The 22026-nt window shown below is 67.1% G+C and carries 16 protein-coding genes; 6 read left to right on the top strand and 10 right to left on the bottom strand.

Translation table 11 applies throughout. From position 1 onward, the window contains the following. Window positions 1-162: 162 nt before the first annotated feature. The 8 genes from ureC to urtA all read right to left on the bottom strand — a co-directional run bounded on the left by ureC (window position 163) and on the right by urtA (window position 9755). On the bottom strand, window positions 163-1866 hold the full coding sequence (gene ureC, locus ACYQ2W_RS02550; RefSeq protein ID WP_459863022.1) for an urease subunit alpha: 1704 nt from the start codon (window positions 1864-1866) through the stop codon (window positions 163-165). Between the two features lie 3 nt (window positions 1867-1869). Beyond that, a complete protein-coding gene (gene ureA, locus ACYQ2W_RS02545; RefSeq protein WP_459863021.1) occupies window positions 1870-2514 on the bottom strand; it encodes an urease subunit gamma in 645 nt (214 codons plus the stop codon). Window positions 2515-2709: 195 nt separating this feature from the next. Next, window positions 2710-3531 carry an urease accessory protein UreD gene (locus tag ACYQ2W_RS02540; RefSeq protein ID WP_459863020.1) on the bottom strand — a complete coding sequence of 274 codons (822 nt, stop codon included), beginning with the start codon at window positions 3529-3531 and terminating at the stop codon, window positions 2710-2712. A 119-nt stretch (window positions 3532-3650) separates the two neighbouring features. Further along, complete coding sequence (gene urtE, locus ACYQ2W_RS02535; RefSeq protein WP_459863019.1) at window positions 3651-4346, bottom strand: urea ABC transporter ATP-binding subunit UrtE; 696 nt, start codon at window positions 4344-4346, stop codon at window positions 3651-3653. 225 nt (window positions 4347-4571) lie between these two features. Then, on the bottom strand, window positions 4572-5405 hold the full coding sequence (gene urtD / locus ACYQ2W_RS02530; RefSeq protein WP_459863018.1) for an urea ABC transporter ATP-binding protein UrtD: 834 nt from the start codon (window positions 5403-5405) through the stop codon (window positions 4572-4574). Beyond that, window positions 5405-6496, bottom strand: coding sequence for an urea ABC transporter permease subunit UrtC (urtC, locus tag ACYQ2W_RS02525; RefSeq protein WP_459863017.1), 1092 nt, complete (start codon window positions 6494-6496; stop codon window positions 5405-5407). The genes urtD and urtC overlap by 1 nt, the downstream gene beginning before the upstream one ends. 3 nt (window positions 6497-6499) lie before the next feature. Continuing rightward, entirely contained in the window at window positions 6500-8110 is a 1611-nt protein-coding gene (gene urtB / locus ACYQ2W_RS02520; RefSeq protein ID WP_459863016.1) for an urea ABC transporter permease subunit UrtB, read from the bottom strand. A gap of 346 nt (window positions 8111-8456) precedes the next feature. Then, window positions 8457-9755, bottom strand: a complete 1299-nt coding sequence (urtA, locus tag ACYQ2W_RS02515) for an urea ABC transporter substrate-binding protein (RefSeq protein ID WP_459863015.1) — start codon at window positions 9753-9755, stop codon at window positions 8457-8459. 396 nt (window positions 9756-10151) lie between these two features. Between urtA and ACYQ2W_RS02510 the strand changes: the two genes are divergently transcribed. From ACYQ2W_RS02510 to olsF, 4 genes are all read left to right on the top strand, one after another. Continuing rightward, complete coding sequence (locus ACYQ2W_RS02510; RefSeq protein ID WP_459863014.1) at window positions 10152-11492, top strand: OmpP1/FadL family transporter; 1341 nt, start codon at window positions 10152-10154, stop codon at window positions 11490-11492. Between the two features lie 165 nt (window positions 11493-11657). Next, window positions 11658-12044, top strand: a complete 387-nt coding sequence (apaG, locus tag ACYQ2W_RS02505; RefSeq protein ID WP_459863013.1) for a Co2+/Mg2+ efflux protein ApaG — start codon at window positions 11658-11660, stop codon at window positions 12042-12044. 188 nt (window positions 12045-12232) lie between these two features. Further along, window positions 12233-13051, top strand: a complete 819-nt coding sequence (locus ACYQ2W_RS02500) for a symmetrical bis(5'-nucleosyl)-tetraphosphatase (RefSeq protein ID WP_459863012.1) — start codon at window positions 12233-12235, stop codon at window positions 13049-13051. A 242-nt stretch (window positions 13052-13293) separates the two neighbouring features. Then, the gene (gene olsF / locus ACYQ2W_RS02495; RefSeq protein ID WP_459863011.1) at window positions 13294-15033 is read left to right on the top strand and encodes a bifunctional ornithine lipid synthase OlsF; all 1740 of its coding nucleotides are present in this window, start codon (window positions 13294-13296) and stop codon (window positions 15031-15033) included. Window positions 15034-15219: 186 nt separating this feature from the next. On the opposite strand, the gene folA is transcribed toward olsF, so the two are convergent. Both folA and ACYQ2W_RS02485 read right to left on the bottom strand, forming a co-directional pair. Further along, a complete protein-coding gene (gene folA / locus ACYQ2W_RS02490) occupies window positions 15220-15747 on the bottom strand; it encodes a type 3 dihydrofolate reductase (protein WP_459863010.1) in 528 nt (175 codons plus the stop codon). A gap of 241 nt (window positions 15748-15988) precedes the next feature. Continuing rightward, a complete protein-coding gene (locus ACYQ2W_RS02485; protein WP_459863081.1) occupies window positions 15989-16090 on the bottom strand; it encodes a hypothetical protein in 102 nt (33 codons plus the stop codon). Window positions 16091-16593: 503 nt separating this feature from the next. Between ACYQ2W_RS02485 and ACYQ2W_RS02480 the strand changes: the two genes are divergently transcribed. Together ACYQ2W_RS02480 and ACYQ2W_RS02475 are read left to right on the top strand one after the other, a co-directional pair. Continuing rightward, window positions 16594-20439 (top strand): DUF3683 domain-containing protein, encoded by a 3846-nt coding sequence (locus ACYQ2W_RS02480; RefSeq protein WP_459863009.1) that lies wholly within the window; start codon window positions 16594-16596, stop codon window positions 20437-20439. Window positions 20440-20932: 493 nt separating this feature from the next. Beyond that, on the top strand, window positions 20933-21973 hold the full coding sequence (locus ACYQ2W_RS02475) for an Rpn family recombination-promoting nuclease/putative transposase (RefSeq protein ID WP_459863008.1): 1041 nt from the start codon (window positions 20933-20935) through the stop codon (window positions 21971-21973). Window positions 21974-22026 lie beyond the last annotated feature (53 nt).

Raw genomic sequence — 22026 nt, 5'->3', positions numbered from 1 at the left:
AGCGTAATCCGCCGCCTCGAAGCTGCCTCGGCTGAAGGGCCTCCACCGCCATTGCCGAAAAAGTCCACCCGATCCGGTTCGATCGCGGCAAGCCACAGCGAAGGTGCCCCCGTTCCGGCGGATTACGCTGTCGCTAATCCGCCCTACCTCACCCCCCGCGCCTCAGAAAAGGAAGTAGCGCTGCGCCATCGGCAGCACCGCCGCCGGCTCGCACACCAGCAGCTCACCATCGGCACGCACCTGATAGGTCTGCGGGTCCACCTCGATCTCCGGCTGCCAGCCGTTGTGGACCATGCTCGCCTTGGTCACCGAGCGGGTGTCGCGCACCACCGCGATGCGGCTCTTCAGCCCCAGTTCACCGGCGATCCCCGCCTCCGCCCCCGCCTGGGAGAGAAAGGTGAGCGAGGTGGTGTGCAGCGCCCCGCCCAACGCACCGAACATCGGCCGGTAGTGGACCGGCTGCGGTGTCGGGATCGAGGCATTGGCATCGCCCATCGGCGCGGCGGCGATCATCCCGCCCTTCAGGATCAGGCTCGGCTTGGTGCCGAAAAAGGCGGGCCGCCACAACACCAGATCGGCCAGCTTGCCCACCTCCACCGAACCCACCTCATGGCCGATGCCGTGGGCGATCGCGGGGTTGATGGTGTATTTCGCCACGTAGCGCTTGGCCCGCCCGTTGTCGTTGCGCGCCGGATCGCCCGCCAGCGCGCCGCGCTGCACCTTCATCTTGTGGGCGGTCTGCCAGGTGCGGATGATCACCTCGCCCACCCGGCCCATCGCCTGGGAGTCGGAGGAGATCATCGAGAAGGCGCCCAGATCGTGGAGGATGTCCTCGGCGGCGATGGTCTCGCGGCGGATGCGGCTCTCGGCGAAGGCCACGTCCTCGGCGATGTTGGGGTCGAGGTGGTGGCAGACCATCAGCATGTCGAGATGCTCGTCCACCGTGTTGACGGTATAGGGGCGGGTCGGGTTGGTACTCGACGGCAGCACGTTGGCCAGCGCGCACGCCTTGATGATGTCGGGGGCGTGGCCGCCGCCGGCGCCCTCGGTGTGGTAGGTGTGGATGGTGCGCCCCTTGAAGGCGCCGAGGGTCTGCTCGACGAAGCCCGACTCGTTGAGGGTGTCGGTGTGGATCGCCACCTGCACGTCGAACCGTTCGGCCACCGACAGGCAGTTGTCGATCGCCGCCGGGGTGGTGCCCCAGTCCTCGTGCAGCTTGAGCCCCATGGCCCCGGCGCGCAGCTGCTCCTCCAGCGCCGCCGGCAGGCTGGCGTTGCCCTTGCCGAGGAAGCCGAGGTTCATCGGCAGGCCGTCGGCCGCCTCCAGCATGCGGTGGATGTTCCACGGCCCCGGGGTGCAGGTCGTCGCATTGGTGCCGGTGGCCGGGCCGGTGCCGCCGCCGAGCATGGTGGTGATGCCCGACATCAGCGCCTCCTCCACCTGCTGCGGACAGATGAAGTGGATGTGGGCGTCGATGCCGCCGGCGGTGAGGATCTGCCCCTCGCCGGCGATCGCCTCGGTGCCGGGGCCGACGATGATCTCGACGCCGGGCTGGATGTCCGGGTTGCCCGCCTTGCCGATGCCGGCGATACGGCCGTCCTTGATGCCGACGTCCGCCTTGACGATGCCCCAGTGGTCGAGGATCAGCGCGTTGGTGATCACCACGTCGACCGCCTCGGCGGAGGTGCGCTGGCCCTGTCCCATGCCGTCGCGGATCACCTTACCGCCGCCGAACTTCACCTCGTCGCCGTAGCGGGTGTGGTCGCGCTCCACCTCGATCCACAGCTCGGAGTCGCCGAGGCGCACCCGGTCGCCGGTGGTGGGGCCGTACATCTCGGCGTAGGCCCGCCGGTTGATCGTCGCCATGATTCAGTTCCCCCCGTCCAGCGGGCCGTTGACCGCGCCGTTGAAGCCGTAGACCACCCGGTCGCCGGCAAACGCTACCAGCTCCACCTCACGGGTCTGCCCCGGCTCGAAGCGCACCGCGGTGCCGGCGGGGATGTTGAGGCGGAAGCCGCGGGTCGACTTGCGGTCGAAGCGCAGCGCGGGGTTGGTCTCGTAGAAGTGGTAGTGGGAGCCCACCTGGATCGGCCGGTCGCCGGTGTTGGCCACCTTCAGGGTGAGCACCGCACGACCGAGGTTGAGCTCCAGCTCGCCCTCCTCGGCGGCCAGCTCGCCGGGGACCAAGCCCGTCTCGGCGGCGGACTCGGCGGGGACGATCGGGTCGTGGACGGTGACCAGCTTGGTGCCGTCGGGGAAGGTCGCCTCCACCTGCACCTCGTGGATCATCCCGGCCACGCCGTCCATGACGTCTGCGGTGGTGAGCAGGGTGCGGCCGTGGTCCATCAGCTCGGCGACGCTGCGCCCGTCGCGCGCCCCTTCGAGGATCGCGCAGCTGATGTAGGCCATCGCCTCCGGGTAGTTGAGCTTGAGCCCCCGCCCCTTGCGCCGCTCGGCCACCAGGCCTGCGGTGAAGAGCAGCAGCTTGTCCTTCTCACGCGGTGTCAGTTCCACGATCCCCCCTTTTTCTAAAACCTCAGAAGTATCCTGTGGGAGCGGCCCTTAGGCCGCGATGGCGCGCGACCGGCATCTCCCACACGCTCTGCTCGGGCACGGCGTTCGAATGTCCGCCGACCCGCAAATCAAACCCGACGCAACACTCCGCACCATCGCGGCCTTGGGGCCGCTCCTACAATGCCCGGAGACCGCTCAGGTGGCCCAGATGCGGGGTGGACACGCCTCACGGTCCAGAAGCATCGGACGCACCGCCTGCCACACCGGAATGAAGCAGCGCCGCGCCTCCTCGGCCTGCTCGCCGAGGAAGCGCACCAGCAGCAGGCCGTCCACCAGGGTGGCGCCCACCACCCCGACCACCGATTCGGGCAGGGCGGCGCGGGCCGCCGCCAACATCGCATCGTCGGCGGGAGTAATCACCAGCGTCGCACTGACCGGCCGGCCGTTCAATCCCGCCGGCCGCGCCAGTGCCTCCGCCCCATCCACCCGCAGACGCTCCATCAGCAACGGCCGACCATCCTGCCAGACCTGAAGCCCAAGCCGCGCAGAACCGTGCTCGAACCGCTCCTCGATCGTCGGCCGGCCGAGACAGAGGATCTCCCAACCGATGAAGCGAGCGCCCTCCCCCAGCTCGACACGGCCCTCCACCGAGGCATCGGCACCGGGGAAAAAGATGTTCTCTTGAGGCAGCCACTCCAACGCACCACCGGCCGCCACCCGCAGGCGTTGCGACTGATGGGCGACGGCCCCCGCGCTGCGATAGAACTTGGTCGCGCCGGGCGTGGTGATCAGCGCGTGGGCGCCCGCCGCCACGCCCACCTCGATCTCCAGCCGGTCGCCACCCACCACCCCGCCGGGGGGATGGAGCAGGTAGGTATGGCAGACCGCCCCCTCGGGATGGAACGGTCGCTGCACCACCAGCGGCCCGCGCTGCCTGCGCGAGGCGAGCACCGTCCGCCCGCCGCGCGCGGCGAACCCCAACCGCAGCTCCGCCTTCCACCCCTCGCCACCACTCATCCGGCAGCCCCAAGAAGAAGAGGGTCCGCAAATGAACGCGAATGAACGCAAATAAGAGAAGAAAACATGCTTCCTATTTTGCGTTCATTCGCGTTCATTTGCGGACAAAATCTTCCTCTTCACACCGTCAGATACTTCTTCACCAGCTCGTCGTCCAACGAACCGATCTCCCCGGTCGCCACCGAGCGCCCCCGGTCGAGGATACAGAAGCGATCGGCCACCTTGCGGGCGAAGGGGAGCTTCTGCTCCACCAGCAGCACGGTGAGGCCGATCTCGTGGTTGAGCCGGCGGATGATCTCGCCGATCTCGGCGACGATGTTGGGCTGGATACCCTCGGTGGGCTCGTCGAGGATCAGCATTTTCGGATCGAGCACCAGGGCGCGGCCGATGGCGAGCTGCTGCTGCTGGCCGCCGGAGAGGTCGCCGCCGCGGCGGCCGAGCATCTCCTTCAGCACCGGGAAGAGCTCGAAGATGAACGGCGGCACCTCGCGCACCTTGTCACGCCGTGCCGGCAGGCCCACCCGCAGATTCTCCTCGACGGTGAGCAGCGGGAAGATCTGCCGCCCCTGGGGGACGTAGCCGATGCCGAGGCCGGCGCGCTTTTCTGCGGAGTGGGCGAGCAGGTCGCCGCCGTCGAAACGGATCGCCCCGGAGCGCACCGGCAGCAGGCCCATCACCGCGTTGAGCAGCGTGGTCTTGCCCACGCCGTTGCGGCCCATCAGGCAGGTGCATTGGCCTTCCGGGACATCAAGTTCCAAGTCCCAAAGGGTGTGGCTCTCACCATAAAACTGATTCAGTTGTTCGACCTTCAGCATCTGACTTTTCCACTCCCGGTCGTCTTGCGTAGGGCGGATTAGCGATAGCGTAATCCGCCGCCTCGAAGCTGCCTTCGCCGAAGGGGCGCGGCTCGCTCGCCGGATAGGTCCGTATCGCTCGCGAAGGGCGACACGGGATTACAGCGGCGGTGCCTCCGTTCCGGCGGATTACGCTGGCGCTAATCCGCCCTACCTCTTCGTTCCAGCTTCGCGGTTTGCCTTTCCTCAATCGCCGCCCAGGTAGACTTCAACCACCCGCGGATCGCTCTGCACCTGATCCATGCTCCCCTCGGCCAGCACGCTCCCCTGGTGGAGTACGGTGACCTTGTTGGCGATCGAGCGGACGAACTCCATGTCGTGCTCCACCACCACCACCGAGTGGTCGCCGGCGAGTCCCGTCAGCAGCTCGGCGGTGCGATCCATCTCCTGGTGGGTCATCCCCGCCACCGGCTCGTCCACCAGCAGCAGCCGCGGCCGCTGCATCAGCAGCATGCCGATCTCCAACCACTGCTTCTGGCCATGGGAGAGCGAGCCGGCGCGCATGGAACGCTGGTCGCTGAGGCCGATGGTGTCGAGCACCTGATCGATGGCGTCGCGCTGTTCACCGTTCAACTTGGCGGTGAAGGTGGCCCACACCCCCTTGTCGCCGCGCATCGCCAGCTCCAGGTTTTCGAACACGGTATGGAACTCGAACACCGTCGGCTTCTGGAACTTGCGGCCGATCCCCGCCTCGGCGATCTCCGGCTCGCTCAGCTTGAGCAGGTTGAGGTTCTGGCCGAAGTAGACCGTCCCCGTGTCGGGCCGGGTCTTGCCGGTGATGATGTCCATCATGGTGGTCTTGCCGGCGCCGTTGGGGCCGATGATGCAGCGCAGCTCGCCGTCGTCGATGTAGAGATTCAGATCGTTGATCGCGCGGAAGCCGTCAAAGCTCACCGACACCCCCTCCAGATAGAGGATGGTGCCGTGGCTGATGTCGAGGCGCGGGCTGTAGGCGGGGATCATGGTCTCGAAGACCCGGTCCCGGCGCAGGAACCCGCGGGGTGCGTCGAGGATCGCCATCACTTCTCCTCCTTGCGCAGCAGCCCCACCACACCGCGGGGCAGGAACAGGGTGACCAGCACGAACAGCGCGCCCAGGGCAAACAGCCACGCCTCGGGCATCAACCCGGTCAGCTCGGTCTTGGCGTAGTTGACCATCAGCGCACCGGCCGCCGCGCCAAAGAGCGTCGCCCGCCCGCCCACCGCCACCCAGATGACGATCTCGATGGAGTTGAGCGGCGAGAACTCGTTGGGGTTGATGATCCCCACCTGCGGCACATAGAGGGCGCCGGCGACCCCGGCGAGCACCGCCGAGAAGACGAAGATCCACAGCTTCACCCGCTCCACCCGGTAGCCGATGAAGCGGGTGCGCGACTCGGCGTCGCGGATCGCCACCGCCACCCGGCCGAGGCGCGAGCGCACCACCCGGCGACAGGCGAGGTAGCCCAGCGCCAGGGCCAGCGCGGAGGCGACGAACAGCGCGCAGCGGGTGGCGTCCGACTGCAGGCTGAAGCCGAGCAGGTCCTTGAAGTCGGTCAGCCCGTTGTTGCCGCCGAAGCCCATCTCGTTGCGGTAGAAGGCGAGCATCAGGGCGTAGGTGAGCGCCTGGGTGATGATCGAGAGATAGACCCCGGTGACCCGCGAGCGGAAGGCGAGCCAGCCGAAGACGAAGGCAAGCAGCCCGGGCACCGCCATCACCATCAATGCGGCGAACCAGAACTGATCGAAGCCGTGCCAGAACCAGGGCAGCTCGTGCCAGTTGAGGAAGACCATGAAGTCGGGCAGCTCCGGGTTGCCGTAGACTCCGCGGTCGCCGATCTGGCGCATCAGGTACATGCCCATGGCGTAGCCGCCCAGCGCGAAGAAGGCGCCGTGGCCGAGGCTGAGGATGCCCAGATAGCCCCACACCAGATCCACCGCCACCGCCAGCAGGGCGTAGCAGAGGTACTTGCCGAGCAGCGTCACGGTGAAGGTGGAGAGGTGCAGCGCGCTCCCCTCGGGCACCGCCAGGTTGAGCAGCGGCACCAGCACCGCGACGGCGGCGAGCAGCGCCAGCATCACCGAACCGCCGCGGTCACTCATGATCAGATCACGTAGCGAGGTGTTGAACATGGCTCAGCCCTCCGCCGCCCGACCCTTCTGCGGGAAGAGTCCGCGGGGCCGTTTCTGGATGAAGAGGATGATGAAGACCAGCACCAGGATCTTGGCCAGCACCGCGCCGGCCCACGGCTCCATCACCTTGTTGGCCACCCCCAGCGAAAGCCCCGCCACCAGGGTGCCCCACAGATTGCCGACGCCGCCGAACACCACCACCATGAACGAATCGATGATGTAGGCCTGCCCCAGGTTGGGGCCGACGTTGGTGAGCTGACTGAGCGCCACCCCGGCGACGCCGGCGATGCCGGAGCCGAGGCCGAAGGTCATCGCGTCGACCCAGGAGGCGCGCACCCCCATGGCGCGGGCCATCGCCCGGTTCTGCGACACCGCGCGCACCTGCAGGCCGAGCGGGGTGCGGCGCAGCACGTAGAACAGCGCGGCGAAGACCAGCAGGCAGAAGGCGACGATGTAGAGGCGGTTCAGCGTCAGCGAGAGGACGCTATTGAGCTGGATCGAGCCGGACATCCAGTCGGGGGTCGCCACCGAACGGTTGAGCGGCGAGAAGACGCTGCGCACCAACTGTTGCAGCACCAGACTGATGCCGAAGGTGGCGAGCAGGGTCTCCAGCGGGCGGCCGTAGAGGAAGCGGATCACCCCGCGTTCGATGGCGATGCCGAACAGCCCCGAGACGATGAAGGCGGCGGGCACCGCCACCAGCAGGGAGACGCCGATGTGGTTGGGCATCATCAGCTGCACCACGTAGGTGGTGTAGGCGCCGATCATGATCAGCTCGCCGTGGGCCATGTTGATCACCCCCATCACGCCGAAGGTGATCGCCAGGCCGATCGCCGCCAGCACCAGCACCGAACCGAGACTGAGGCCGAAGAAGAGGGTCTCGACCAGACCGTAGAGGTCGCGCTTGCCGTCGATGTTCTGCACCGCCTTGACGGCGGCGCGCTTCACCGCGGCGGCCGGGTCGTGGTCGGCCAGTTGCACCAGCCGGTTGCGCGCGGCGGGCTCCAACGAGCCGGCGAGGTGTTCGACCGCGGCGAGCCGCACCTTCTCGTCGTCGGCGCCGAGGTCGAGCAGCGCCAGCGCCTCCTCCATCGCACCGCGTACGTCGTCGTCGTGCTCCTTTTCCAGGTAGCCGCGCAGCAGCTCGCCGTCCTCGGCATCGAGCCTGCGCATCATCTGGCGTACCGCATCGAGGCGCACCGCGGCATCCCGGTTGCCCAGGCTGAGGGCGGCGATCGCCCCCTTGAGCGCACCGCGCATGCGGTTGTTGATGGGGATCTTCTTCAGGTCACGTTTGGCAATCTCGGTAATCGGTTCGCCGCTGAGGGCATCCCGCGCCTGATACGCCCCGTCGACCTCGGGAGCGACCACCAACCGGCGGTCGCGCTTGAGGTGATAGAGCTCACCATCGAGCAGCGCCTGAAGCAGGCCGCGGGCGCGCGGATCGTCGCTGGCGGCGATCCTGCCTACCGCCTGCTGCTTCACCGTGAAGCTCTTCTGCTGGAGCAGCGTCAACGCCTCAACCAGCTCCGGCTCGCCGGCGAACGCCGCCGACGGGCCGAGCAGCCACCCCGGCAGGAGCAGCGCCAGCAGCCATAGAATTCTTGGAGTCATGGGATTTCGTTCCGCTGGGTGGGCGCAACCCACTTCGTGCCGCAACCGCGGGTCGCGGCGGGCGGACGATTTTCACCGTCCGCCCGTACTCGGGGAGCGATACTGTGGCTAGTAGGTAGGGCGGATTAGCGCAGCGTAATCCGCCGCATCGAAGCTGCCGTCGGCGAAGGCGCCCGCCGCACTCGCCGAACGGACCCGATCCACTCGGTGAAATCGGAGCCGATCACAGCGGCGGTGCCCCCGTTCCGGCGGATTACGCGGTCGCTAATCCGCCCTACCCAAAACCAACATCACCGGGCCCCTCAAGCCCTCACTTCAAATTGAGGGAAATTCGCCAGAATTTCCCTTAGAAGTTCTGGCCCGAGCACTTGCCGGTCTTGACGTTGTAGTTGCCGCAGGAGAGCGGCGCGCGCCAATCGGAGATCAGGTCCTTGGAGCCGGGCAGGTAGTCGGACCAGGCATCGCCAGGCACCAGACCGGAGGTCTCCCACACCACCTGGAACTGGCCGTCGTCCTGGATCTCGCCGATCAACACCGGCTTGGTGATGTGGTGGTTGGGCATCATCGCCGAGTAGCCGCCGGAGAGGTTGGGCACGGTGACGCCGATCAGCGCGTCCTCCACCGCCGAAGGGTCGGTGGTGCCGGCCTTCTCCACCGCCTTCACCCACATGTTGAAGCCGATGTAGTGGGCCTCCATGGGGTCGTTGGTGACCCGCTTGTCGTTCTTGATGAAGGCGTGCCAGGCATCGATGAATTGCTGGTTGGCCTCGGAGTCGACGCTCATGAAGTAGTTCCAGGCGGCCAGGTGCCCCACCAGCGGCTTGGTGTCGATGCCGGAGAGCTCCTCCTCACCCACCGAGAAGGCGACCACCGGGATGTTCTCGGCGCTGATCCCCTGGTTGCCCAGCTCCTTGTAGAAGGGGACGTTGGCATCACCGTTGATGGTCGAGACCACCGCGGTCTTCTTGCCGGCGGAGCCGAATTTCTTGATCTCGGCGACGATCGACTGCCAGTCGGAGTGACCGAAGGGGGTGTAGTTGATCATGATGTCGGCGTCTTCGACACCCTTCGCCTTGAGGTAGGCCTCGAGGATCTTGTTGGTGGTGCGCGGGTAGACGTAGTCGGTGCCGGCCAGCACCCAGCGCTTCACGCCGAGGTCGTTCATCAGGTAGTCCACCGCCGGGATCGCCTGCTGGTTGGGCGCCGCACCGGTGTAGAAGACGTTCTTCGAGGACTCCTCACCCTCGTACTGCACCGGGTAGAAGAGCAGTCCGTTGAGCTCCTCGAATACCGGCAGCACCGACTTGCGCGACACCGAGGTCCAGCAGCCGAAGACCGCCGAGACCTTCTGCTGCTCGATCAGCTCGCGCGCCTTCTCGGCGAACAGCGGCCAGTTGGAGGCGGGGTCGACCACCACCGGCTCCAACTGCTTGCCGAGCAGCCCGCCCTTCTTGTTCTGCTCGTCGATCAGCATCAGCATGGTGTCCTTCAGCGTGGTCTCGCTGATCGCCATGGTGCCGGAGAGGGAGTGGAGGATGCCGACCTTGATGGTGTCGGCGGCGGTGGCAAAGGTGGATGCGGTGAGCGCCGCGGCGGTGGTTACCCCGAGGAGGGTGGATTTCATGCGCAGAGAGAGTCTCTTCATCGTCTTTCGTCCCCTTTGTTGTTGCGTAACCACTCGCCCCACCAAGAAAATCAAGCGCAGATTTTCGCAGATGAACGCTCGGCCCAGTCGGCGGAAATCTGCGTGGATCTACGGTTCACCCAGCAGGGCGAGTGGTTACGTTGTTGCTTTGGCGTGTCCGGCCAGAGGGGAGCAAGCGCCGTACCAAGCGCCGATTCGAGGGGCTTTTCAACGGCTTGAGCCCCCTCCCCGGAAACCCCATAACGGTGCATGCACCACCGAGGTGCGCAATTTTCGGAGATAGACCGCGACAGCGCACAATTGCGGTGCAGCCATCCGCTTGCGATCCGCCGAAGATGCCCGTCGTAGTACCATTGGTCGGCAGCAAATTAATCGAAGAGTAGGGAGCGGATAGTGATGAGACGATCCATTGCGGCGGCGGCCGTGGCCGGGGGGCTGGCGGTGGTATCCCAGGGGGCGGCGGCCTCCGGCTTCGCCATCATGGAGCAGGGGGTGAGCGGGCTCGGCACTGCCTTCGCCGGCGGCGCCGCCGAGGCGCAGGATGCCGCCACGGTATTCTTCAACCCCGCCGGCATGACCCGCCTGGAGGGGACCCTGGCGGTGGCCGGCAACCACGTCGTGGTCCCCTCGGCGAAATTTCGCGACGGCGGTTCGCGCACCGTGTTGGGCACCTCGCTGGGCAGTCACACCGGCGGCGACGCCGGCAGCGTCGAGGCGGTGCCCAACGCCTACCTGGTCACCGACCTGGGCGGCGGCTACAAGTTCGGCCTGGCGGTGAACGCCCCCTTCGCCCTCTCCACCCACTACGACCGCGACTGGATCGGCCGCTACCACGCAGTGGATTCGGAGGTGCTGGCGATCAACGTCAGCCCCAGCCTCGCCTGGCGGCTCAACCAACGCGTCGCCCTCGGCGTCGGCATCGACATCCAGCACATGGAGGCGACCCTGAGCAATGCGATCGACTACGGCACCCTCGACGCCCTGGCCGCCGGCGGCGCCTTCGGCCTCACCCCGGGGGCGAGCGACGGCTATGCCGAAATGACCGGCAACGACCTCGCCTGGGGCTGGAACGTCGGCGCGCTGGTCGATCTCACCAAGCGGACCCGCCTCGGCCTCCACTACCGCTCGTCGATCGACTACCACCTGCGCGGCAACGTCGACTTCAGCACCCCGGCCGCGGCGCTGCCCCTCGCCGCCGCCCTCGGCCAGGTGGACGGCGAGGCGAGCGCCGACCTGACCACCCCGGACGTGCTCTCGCTCAGCCTGTTCCACCAGCTCGACGAGCGCTGGGCGATCATGGCCGACCTCTCCCGCACCGGCTGGGACAACCTGGACGAGCTGCGCATCCGTTTCGACAGCGGCGCCGCCGACTCGGTGACCACCCTCCACTGGAACGACGTCTGGCGCTACTCGGTGGGGGTGAGCTACACCCCGAACCCGCGCTGGATCTGGCGCGCGGGGCTGGCCTACGACGAGACGCCGATCCCCAACGCGGAAAAGCGCACCCCGCGCATCCCCGGCAACGACCGCCGCTGGGTCGCCCTGGGCTTCGGCTACCGGGTGAGCGACCATTTCAGCTTCGACGTGGGCTACGCCCATCTGTGGGTGGACGACCCGCAGATCGACAAGCTCACCGCCCTGCCCACCCTCGACGAGAACACCTTCCGCGGCTCCCTGGTGGGGAGCTACGCGGCCTCGGTGGAGATCCTCAGCGCGCAGCTCAACTGGCGCTTCTGATGCGCCGGAAAGAGGCTGAAGGAGGAACGGAAAGGGGCGGTGGCGGCGGCCCGGCCGGTTGACTTCGCAATCCCAATTCGAGCCTTCATAGATCCTATTTCGTCGCCGTCAAGGGGGATGAAATCCCCCCTTGCGCATCCCTGGTCGATCAACTAAACACAAACCATGGACAACAAGATCATCCAACACGACATCCGCGTTCAGGTCGAGAGCTTCTACATCCCGGAGCAGTCCGACCCGATCATCGGCCGCTACGTCTTCGCCTACAACGTCTCGATCCGCAACGAGGGCTCGACGCCGGCCAAGCTGATCTCCCGCCACTGGATCATCACCGACGCCAACGGCCATATCCAGGAGGTGGAGGGCGACGGGGTGGTCGGCGAACAACCCTACCTGCAACCGGGCGAGAAGTTTCACTACACCAGCGGCGCCATGCTGGAGACCCCGGTGGGGAGCATGCATGGCAGCTACCGGCTGGTGGACGACGACGGCATCCACTTCGAGGCGGAGATCCCCGCCTTCACCCTCAGCCGGCCCCACTCGCTGCACTGAATGGCTCGGTGCTTCCCGTATAGGGCGTGCCGTGCGCGCCGCGCCCGACGAAGCCACCGGCCGGATCGATTATCCTCCGCCCGTACGGAACGCTGCTTTCGTTCGACACGGCGTGCACGGCACGCCCTATAGACGCTCTTCGTGTTAAAACTGGGCGTCCAACCGAACCACCCAAGCGATAAAGACCCATGGCCCTCTACGTCGTCGGCGACCTGCAAGGTTGCCTGGAACCGCTGAAACGCCTGCTCGACACCGTCCGCTTCGACCCCGCCGCCGACACCCTCTGGCTCACCGGAGATCTGATCAACCGCGGCCCCCACTCCCTGGAGGCGCTGCGCTTCGTCAAGGGGATGGGCCGCAACGCGCTGACCGTCCTCGGCAACCACGACCTGCACCTGCTGGCGGTGGCCTACGGTCCCCACAAGCTGAAGAAGAAGGACACCCTCGACGCCATCCTCGAGGCCCACGACCGCGAGACCCTGCTGCGCTGGCTGCTCCACCGCCCGCTGCTCCACTTCGACGAACCGCGCAACCTCACCCTGGTCCACGCCGGCGTCCACCCGCTGTGGACTCTGGAACAGGCGCGGGTCTACGCCGCCGAGCTGGAGACGGTGCTGCGCGGCGACGACGCCTTCGAGTACTTCGAAGAGATGTACGGCGACACCCCCGGCCACTGGGCCGACAGCCACGGCGGCATCGATCGGCTGCGGGCGATCACCAACGCCTTCACCCGGATGCGCATGTGCGACCTCCAGGGCCACCTGGACATGAAGTACAAGGGCGCCCCGGGGGGCCAGCCCGCGGGCTGGTTCCCGTGGTTCGACCACCCCGGCCGCCGCGCCACCGACACCCACATCCTGTTCGGCCACTGGGCCGCCCTGGGCGTCCACGAAGGCGCCGGCGTCACCGCGCTCGACAGCGGCTGCGTGTGGGGCGCCCGCCTCACCGCCCTGCGCCTTACCGACGACGGCCAGCGCGACCTCGTCAGCGTCTCCTGTTCTTCCTGACAGCGGCACAAGTAACGCGGAGAACGCAGAGGCGCAGAGACGCGGAGAAGAACAAGGGCTCTTCTCTCTGCGCCTCCGCGCCTCTGCGTTCTCCGCGTTGAACGTCCCAAGCCCGGGAGACCTCCCGGCAACCCTACTGAAATCTCCCGGAAACCGTTCCGTCATCGAACCGCATCGGTGGCGTAACAGGCCGGCCGTAGGCTGGCACGCGATTCGAACCATTCCTATTGGAGGAGTTCCGCGTGCTCAGCGTAGAACGGGCGTTGACCGCCAAATTCCCCGCCCTCGACCACGGTCCCCGGCTGCTCACCTCGCCGCTGATCAAGTTCCTGCGGCTGCTCTTCCACGAGCGGGAGATCAACCACTTCCTGGAGGAGCACCAGGGGATGGGCGCCTTCGAGTTCGTCGAGAAGGTGCTGGAGCGGTTCAATTTCGGCTACGCCATCCCCAACCTGGACCTGGAGCGGATCCCGGCCGAGGGGCGGGTGGTGATCGTCGCCAACCACCCCCTCGGCGCGCTCGACGCGCTGGCGCTGATCCAGATGGTGAGCCGGGTGCGGCGCGACGTGAAGGTGCTGGCCAACGACCTGCTGATGCACCTGCCGCCGATGCGCCCGCTGCTGCTGCCGGTGGACAACCTCGCCGGGCGCACCCGCCGCGAGGGGGTGCAGCGGATCCTGGAGTCGCTCGATCGCGAGGAAGCGGTGATCGTCTTCCCCGCCGGCGAGGTCTCGCGCGCCCACCCCACCGGAATCAAGGACGGCAAGTGGAAGCCGGGCTTCCTCAAGTTCGCCCAGAAGCGGCGCGCGCCGATCCTGCCGGTGCACATCGACGCGCGTAATTCGGCCCTCTTCTACGGCCTGTCGATGCTCTACAAGCCGCTTTCCACCGCGCTGCTGGTCCACGAGATGTTCAAGCAGCACTCGAAGATGGTGCGCTTCCGCGTCGGCGAGCCGATCCCCCACCACGCCTTCAGCCTGCCGGGGCTCACCGACCGCGGCCGCATCAAACTGCTGCGCGACCACTTCTACCGCGTTGCCAAGGGCAAGCGCGGGCTGCTCAAGACCGAGACCCCGGTGGCCCACCCGGAGGAGCGGCAGTTGCTCAAACGCGAGCTGAAGCGCGCCGAACTGCTCGGCGAGACCTCCGACCGGAAAAAGATCTACCTCTGCGACGCCGGCGCCGACTCGGCACTGATGCGCGAGATCGGCCGCCTGCGCGAGGTCACCTTCCGCGCCGTCGGCGAGGGGAGCGGGCGCAAGCGCGATCTCGACCGCTACGACCCCCACTACCGCCACCTGGTGCTGTGGGACGACGAGGAGCTGGAGGTGGTCGGCGCCTACCGCCTGGGCGAGTCCAACGCGCTGATCGAGCGCTTCGGCGAGGAGGGCTTCTACACCCGCTCGCTGTTCCGCTTCAGCGACGGCTTCCGCCCCTACCTGCGCGACTCCATCGAGCTGGGGCGCAGCTTCGTCCAGCCCCGCTACTGGGGCTCGCGGGCGCTGGAATATCTGTGGCAGGGGATCGGCGTCTACCTGCGCAGCCGCCCCCACATCCGCTACATGTTCGGCCCGGTGAGCATCTCCAACAGCTACTCCCAACAGGCCCAGGAGCTGCTGGTCCACTTCTACCGCAGCCACTTCGGCGGCGAGGAGGGGGTGGTCACCTCCAACCACCCCTTCCGCCTCGGACGGCGGGAGCTGGAGGAGTGCGGCCAGGTGATCGGCGGCGCGGAGTACGCCGCCGACTTCCGCGCCCTGAAGAAGCACCTGGCGCAGATGGGCGCCACGGTGCCGACCCTCTACAAGCAGTACAGCGAACTGTGCGAGGAGGGGGGCGTGCGCTTCCTCGAATTCGGCATCGATCCCGACTTCGAAAACTGCCTCGACGGTTTCATCCTGGTGGAGGTGGCGAAGATCAAGGAGTCCAAGCGCCGCCGCTACATGTACCCCGACGGCGTGCCCCCGGCCGCTGCGGCGTAGTCCTTACCCGGCTTGGGCACCGATAACGCGGAGGACGCAAAGACGCAGAGAACGGAAAGAGAAGAGATATTTATGCGCTTCGCGCACACACATTGATTCTCTTCTCCGCGTTCTCCGCGTCTTTGCGTTCTCCGCGTTCTCCGCGTCTTTGCGTTCTCCGCGTTTTACATCCCAAGCCGGAAAGAACTAATCGGGATCGATCTCGCAGGTGGGGAAGAAGTCGGGTTCGCGGACCCGTTCCAGGACCAGGAAGCTGTAGGGATAGGGATTGGTGTCGTCGGCCGGATGGTCGCTGCGTGCGGCCTCACGCCAGTCGGCGGGATCGTAGTCGGGGAAGAAGGCGTCGCCGGCGAAATCGGCGTGGATCAGGGTGAGATAGAGGCGGTTGGCGAAGGGCAGCATCTGCTCGTAGAAAGAGGCGCCGCCGACGATCATCACCTCATCGAAGGCGATCACCTGGGCGAACGCCTCGCAGATGGAGTGGGCCTTGATCACCCCCTCCGGCTGATAGGCATCGTTGCGGCTCACCACCACATTGGTCCGCCCCGGCAGCGGCCGGCCGATCGACTCGTAGGTCTTCCTCCCCATCAACACCGGCTTGCCCAGGGTCACCTGCCTGAAGTGGCGAAGGTCGGCGGGCATCCGCCACGGCAGAGCGTTGTCGACACCGATCACCCGGTCGTTGGCCATGGCGGCGATGATGGAGATCTGCATGGGCGGTCGCCTCGCGGGGGAAGGGACGGGGAAACCCGTAGTCTACCAATTCACCGGCGGCGGCGGCAGGGGCAGGAAACCCTCCAGATCCTCCGGGATAGGCCACCACGCTCGGCATCGGGCGGCCCGTGGCCGCCGCGTCAAACGCAGGCGCTCCGCCCAAACCCCGGGAGAAACCGTCGACGGCACCAGCCCCGCCCACCACGGCGCGCACGGCACCGCCCTATCAAGAGGCGCCGGTTCAAGCCACCGCCCGCAACTCCGCCATCTGCACCAACAACGCCCGCGCCCGACGGCGCCAAGTGTGCCCGGCCAGCACCTTGTGCCGTCCCCGCTCGGCCATCGCCCGGCAACGGACAGGGTTCTCCAGCAGCATCGCCAGCTCCTCGGGCGGCCGCGCCAACGCCCCCCCAAGGAGTAGCCGAGCAGCTCCCGCTCCACCACGGCGTAGGCGGCGGGGACGAAGCGGCGCAGCAGCTCCTCCCCCTCGGGGAAGTCGTTGGCGGCGAAGGCCTCCTCCACCGCGGCGAGCAGCGGCGGCTGCGAATTGGCCACGGCGTGGGCGGTCATCAGCTGGAGCAGCTCCGCCAGGTCGGCGGAGAAGTGGCGGCGCCAACCGGCCATCCCCCCCTCCGGATCCTCGTAGCTGCCGGCGAACAGCACGCCACGCCGCTCCCGCTCCGCGGGTCCCTCCGGCGGCGTCGCCCCCTACTCACCGTCCGCCGATCCCCGTTGAATTGAAATTTTTTCGCCGACTATTGGTTCCGGCAGGGGGTGCATTCCATTGAGCCCGCCATGGCCGTGATAAAATGGCCGGCCCCTCCCCTACCCCCCAGACACCGGATCATGACCCACGCCACCCCGTCGCGGATCCGCGAGATCCCCTACAACTACACCTCCTTCACCGACCGCGAGATCGTCATCCGCTTCCTCGGCGAGGCGATGTGGGAGGTGATCGTGCGACTCCGAGAAGAGCGTGTAACAGGCCGCTCGGCGCGAATGCTCTTCGAGGTGCTGGGGGACCTGTGGGTGGTGGTGCGCAACCCCTTCCTGCAGGACGACCTGATCGACAGCGAGGAGCGCCGCGACAAGCTGGTGGCGGCGATGCACCACCGCCTCGACCAGATCGAGGCGCGCGCCGACCACAACGAGCGCGCCATCGGCCTGGCCGAGGCGGCACGCAAGGCGGTCGACGACTTCGCCGCCTGGTTCCCCGCCCAGCGCAGCCTGCGCCAGGCGACCCGCGCCCGCATCAGTCGCATCACCCGCGCCGACAACATCGACTTCAGCGGCATGGCGCGGGTCAGCCACGCCACCGACGCCACCGACTGGCGCGTCGAGTTCCCCTTCGTGGTGATCACCCCCGACAGCGAGGCGGAGGTCGCCCCGGTGGTGCAGGCGTGCATCGAGCTGGGCCTGTCGCTGATCCCCCGCGGCGGCGGCACCGGCTACACCGGCGCGGCGGTGCCGCTGGCCGACAAGGTGGCGGTGATCAACGTGGAGAAGCTCAACGCCATCGGCGCGGTGGAGGCGGTCGCGCTCCCCGGCGTCGACGGCGAGGTGTTCGTGGCCCGCGCCGAGGCCGGCGTGATCACCCGTGACCTGGCCGAGCACGCCGAGGCCGCCGGCCGCGTCTTCGCCGTCGACCCCACCTCCCAGGACGCCTCTACCATCGGCGGCAACATCGCCATGAACGCCGGCGGCAAGAAGGCGGTGATGTGGGGCACCACCCTGGACAACCTCGCCTCCTGGCGCATGGTCACCCCCGACGGCCACTGGCTGGAGATCGAGCGACTCGACCACAACCTGGGCAAGATCCACGAGCAGGAGACGGTCCGCTTCCGCTTGACGACATTGGCCGCCGACGGCGAGACCCCGGTGGGCGAGCCGCGCACCCTCACCATGCCTGGCGCCTCGCTGCGCAAGGGCGGCCTCGGCAAGGACGTCACCGACAAGTTCCTCCACGGCATCCCCGGCGTGCAGAAGGAGGGGTGCGACGGACTGATCACCTCGGCGCGCTTCGTCCTCCACCGCCTGCCCAAGTTCACCCGCACGGTGTGCATGGAGTTCTTCGGCACCAGCCTGCGCCGCGCGGTGCCGGCGATCGTCGAGACCAAGGACTACCTGGACGCCAACGAACACGTCCTGCTCTCCGGCCTGGAACACCTCGACGACCGCTACATCAAGGCGGTCAACTACGCCACCAAGGCGTCCCGCGGCGAGCTGCCGAAGATGGTGCTGCTGGCCGACATCTCCGGCGACGACGAGGCAGCCGTGGCGGAGGCCGCCGACACCGTGGTGCGCATGGCCCAGCAGCGCGACGGCGAGGGCTTCGTCGCCGTCACCCCCGAGGCACGCCGCCGCTTCTGGTCGGATCGCGCGCGCACCGCGGCGATCGCCAAACACACCAACGCCTTCAAGATCAACGAGGACGTGGTGATCCCGCTGGACCGGCTGGCCGACTACAGCGAGGGGATCGAGCGGATCAACATCGAGCAGTCGATCAAGAACAAGCTGGCCACCGTCGACGCCATCGAGGCCTACCTCCCCGACCTGCCCAACGATCTGGCCTACGGCGAGGAGTTCGAGCAGAGCGAGGAGAACCGCGAGATCCTGACGCGCAAGATCGACGCCGCCCGCGACCACCTGGCGCGCATCCGCGACTGCTGGAGCGGCATCCTGGAGCACCTCGACGGCCCCGCCGAGGCCAAGCGCCACCTTCTCGACGCGCAGGCCCAGGAGCGGCTGGAGCCCGGCGAGCCCCTGCTCGCCCTGCTGCTGCGCGGCGCCCTGCGCGTCTCCTACCGCCGCATGGTCGAGCGCCCGCTGAAGGAGATCTTCGCCGGCCGCGAACTGGAGCGGGTACGCGAACGCTTCGACCAGCTCCACGCCACCGCCCGCTCCTCGCGGCTGTTCGTCGCCACCCACATGCACGCGGGCGACGGCAACGTCCACACCAACATCCCGGTCAACTCCAACGACTACGCCATGCTCCACGAGGCCGAGCGGATCGTCGACCGGATCATGGAGCTGGCCACCGGCCTCGGCGGTGTGATCTCCGGCGAACACGGCATCGGCATCACCAAGTTCCAATACCTCCAGCCCCACACCATCGAGGCCTTCGCCGCCTACAAGCAGGAGGTGGACCCCGCCGGCCACTTCAACCCCGGCAAACTGATCGCCGGCCGCGGCGGCCTGGAGCGCGCCTACACCCCGTCGCTACGGCTGCTCGCCCAGGAGGCGCTGATCCTCGAGGAGAGCGAGCTGGGCGATCTGAACGACGCCATCCGCAACTGCCTGCGCTGCGGCAAGTGCAAACGGGTCTGCAACACCCAGGTGCCCGAGGCCAACCTGCTCTACCCGCCGCGCAACAAGATCCTCGCCGCCGGGCTGATCATCGAGGCGTTCCTCTACGAGGACCAGACCCGCCGCGGCCTCTCGCTGCGCCACTTCGAAGAGATGAACGACCTCGCCGACCACTGCACCGTCTGCCACAAGTGCCTCGCCCCCTGCCCGGTGGACATCGACTTCGGCGACGTCACCATCCAACTGCGCGCGATCCTCAAACGCTACGGCAAGAAGCGCACCGCCCCCGGCGCCCGGGCCGCCATGGGCTTCCTCAACCTGACCAGCGCCAAGGCGATCGACTGGAGCCGCCAGGCGCTGAGGATCGGCTACTTCGGCCAGCGCACCGCCCACGCCGTCGCCAAGGGCGCGAACCTGCTCGACGACGCCCGCCGCCCAGCCGCCACCACCGGCCGACCCAAGGTGGTGGAACAGGTGATCCACCTGCTGAAGAAGCCGCTGCCCCACGTCCCGGCCAAGCCGTTGCGCGCCATCTTCGGCCTGGAGGACCCGAAACAGATCCCGATCCTGCGCGACCCGGAGAAGCTCGGCGACGACACCGAGGCGGTCTTCTACTTCCCCGGCTGCGGCTCCGAGCGGCTGTTTAGTCAGGTGGGGATGGCCACGCTGGCCATGCTCTACGAACAGGGCGTACAGACCGTGCTGCCCCCCGGCTACCTCTGCTGCGGCTACCCGCAGACCTCCGCCGGCGACATCGAACAGGGGCGCCACATCACCACCCAGAACCGAGTGCTCTTCCACCGCGTCGCCAACACGCTGAACTACCTCGACATCAAGACCGTGGTGGTCTCCTGCGGCACCTGCATGGACCAACTGCTCGAATACCGCTTCGACCAGATCTTCCCCGGCTGCCGCCTGCTCGACATCCACGAATACCTGATGGAACGCGGCGTGCGCCTGGAGGACAACGGCACCAAATACCTCTACCACGACCCCTGCCACACCCCGATGAAGGCGCACAACCCGCTGAGCGTGGTGCAGACCCTCACCGGCGGCGAAACCCGCCAGACCGAACGCTGCTGCGGCGAGGCCGGCACCTTTGCCGTCTCCCGCCCGGACATCGCCAGTCAGGTGCGCCACCGCAAGTCGCGTGAGATCGCCAACGGTATCCATGCGCTGCACGGCGAGGCCGAGGAGATGCCCGAGGTAAAACTGCTCACCACCTGCCCGGCCTGTTTACAGGGGCTGTCGCGTTATCGGGAGGAGAGCGGGCTTACCCCCGATTACGTGGTGATCGAGTTGGCCAAGCGGTTGATGGGGGAGGAATGGCAGAGTGCCTTCATCGACCGGGTGAAGGCCGGCGGAATCGAACAAATCCTCCTCTGACACTCCTTTTTCCCCCGGATGCCGGAGAAACGGAAAGGCCGGAGAGGGGAAAAAGGAGAATGTAGGATGTGAAGCGGGATACCGGGTAGGGTGTGCCGACGACAGGAGGCGCACCAGCCCAATTACGGTACTGCGTGAAACAGGCGCCGGCACCCTCCCGAACCACGGCGGCCACAGGCCGCCCTATAGGGCGGGCCGCGCCCGCCACAACCTCTCCGCCGGCACCTCCCCCCCACAAGCCCCACCGCCATAACAGGCACACCCTGCCCCTTCGTCCTTTTCCTCCCTACGCACGAAGAGTTCACGAACGCCGAGCAATCACAGACTTGCCCCGGTGCGTTACCGTCACCCCCACCATTTGCCACAGAAAACCATGCGTAAGAGGGCTGCCTCATCCGGTGGAAGGCATTTCAGCATGCCTCACCCGAATGCAAACACATATCGACGATTCAATAAATTCATAAAAAATGATTCATTGGGCTAGACTGGCCCCATGCCCCAATCCGCCAGCCCCCACGACCACTTCTTCAAGGCCGCCTTCACCCGCCCGGATACCACGGTGGAACTGCTCCGCCAGGCGTTGCCGGAAGAGGTGATCGCAACGCTGGACCTCGGTTCAGTGAAGCCGACCAAGGCCAGCTTCATCGATCCCCGTCTTCGCGGCCACTACAGCGACCTGCTCTTCGAAGCGGCCTGCGCCGATGGCGCCCCTACCTTGATCTATCTGCTGGTAGAACACAAAAGCCATCCGGAACACTGGGTAGCCCTGGACCTGCTGCGCTACGCCATCGAAGCGTGGCGCCACTGGCGCAAGGGGCCGGGGAGAGGCGAGAAGCGGCTACCACCCCTGGTTCCGATGGTCCTCTACCACGGCGAGGAGCGATGGAAGGCCCCACAGGAATTCGCCGACCTGGTGGCAGGACCGGAACCGCTGACCCGCTACCGCCCGCGTTTCCGCTTCGAACTGCTCGACCTCTCCACCGTGGCCGACGACCGGCTACCGGCAGGCGCGGTCTCCCGCGCCGCCTTCTTGGCCCTGAAGTACATCCACCGGCCGGAGATGCGCGAACGGGTGCGGGAGATCGTCGCCTGCCTGCGCGCCATGGATGAAGAACCCGGCGGCTTGGAGTACATTCGTACCCTACTGAATTACCTGATCATCGCAGCCCGCGAACTGGAACCGGAACGGCTGCGGGAGACGGTCAACGAGCGTTACCGCGAGGAGCACGGGATTATGGCCACCATTGCCGAGCAGTGGATTCAAGAAGGCATTCAGAAGGGCATTCAGAAGGGCATTCAGCAGGGGATGCAGCAGGGGATGCAGCAGGGGATGCAGCAGGGAATCCTCAAAGGCGAGAGCACCCTAATCGAACGCCTCCTGTCACGACGCTTCGGACCACTCCCCGAATGGGCCTGCGCACACCTCGCCGACGCCACCCCGGAACAGTTGGAACGGTGGGCCGACCGCCTGCTCGACGCCCCCCGCCTGGAAGCGGTGTTCGACGACGAACTCCTTTTTCCCCCGAACGCCTGAGAAACGGAAGCGCCGTGGAGAGGAAAAAGGAGTCATTGAGCGGGATATACCGT

This window comes from Endothiovibrio diazotrophicus, from assembly GCF_054657215.1.
Note: the sequence above shows the minus strand (reverse complement) of the source record. Positions and strands in the feature narration are given on the sequence as shown.

What these genes read in the sequence shown, in the direction of transcription:
- urtD (WP_459863018.1), bottom strand. Translation starts at nt 5,405, where the DNA reads ATGGCGATCCTCGACGCACCCCGCGGGTTCCTGCGCCGGGACCGGGTC.
- ACYQ2W_RS02500 (WP_459863012.1), top strand. Translation starts at nt 12,233, where the DNA reads ATGGCCCTCTACGTCGTCGGCGACCTGCAAGGTTGCCTGGAACCGCTG.
- urtE (WP_459863019.1), bottom strand. Translation starts at nt 4,346, where the DNA reads ATGCTGAAGGTCGAACAACTGAATCAGTTTTATGGTGAGAGCCACACC.
- ACYQ2W_RS02480 (WP_459863009.1), top strand. Translation starts at nt 16,594, where the DNA reads ATGACCCACGCCACCCCGTCGCGGATCCGCGAGATCCCCTACAACTAC.
- urtB (WP_459863016.1), bottom strand. Translation starts at nt 8,110, where the DNA reads ATGACTCCAAGAATTCTATGGCTGCTGGCGCTGCTCCTGCCGGGGTGG.
- folA (WP_459863010.1), bottom strand. Translation starts at nt 15,747, where the DNA reads ATGCAGATCTCCATCATCGCCGCCATGGCCAACGACCGGGTGATCGGT.
- ureC (WP_459863022.1), bottom strand. Translation starts at nt 1,866, where the DNA reads ATGGCGACGATCAACCGGCGGGCCTACGCCGAGATGTACGGCCCCACC.
- urtC (WP_459863017.1), bottom strand. Translation starts at nt 6,496, where the DNA reads ATGTTCAACACCTCGCTACGTGATCTGATCATGAGTGACCGCGGCGGT.
- apaG (WP_459863013.1), top strand. Translation starts at nt 11,658, where the DNA reads ATGGACAACAAGATCATCCAACACGACATCCGCGTTCAGGTCGAGAGC.
- urtA (WP_459863015.1), bottom strand. Translation starts at nt 9,755, where the DNA reads ATGAAGAGACTCTCTCTGCGCATGAAATCCACCCTCCTCGGGGTAACC.
- ACYQ2W_RS02475 (WP_459863008.1), top strand. Translation starts at nt 20,933, where the DNA reads ATGCCCCAATCCGCCAGCCCCCACGACCACTTCTTCAAGGCCGCCTTC.
- ACYQ2W_RS02485 (WP_459863081.1), bottom strand. Translation starts at nt 16,090, where the DNA reads ATGGCCGAGCGGGGACGGCACAAGGTGCTGGCCGGGCACACTTGGCGC.
- ACYQ2W_RS02540 (WP_459863020.1), bottom strand. Translation starts at nt 3,531, where the DNA reads ATGAGTGGTGGCGAGGGGTGGAAGGCGGAGCTGCGGTTGGGGTTCGCC.
- ACYQ2W_RS02510 (WP_459863014.1), top strand. Translation starts at nt 10,152, where the DNA reads ATGAGACGATCCATTGCGGCGGCGGCCGTGGCCGGGGGGCTGGCGGTG.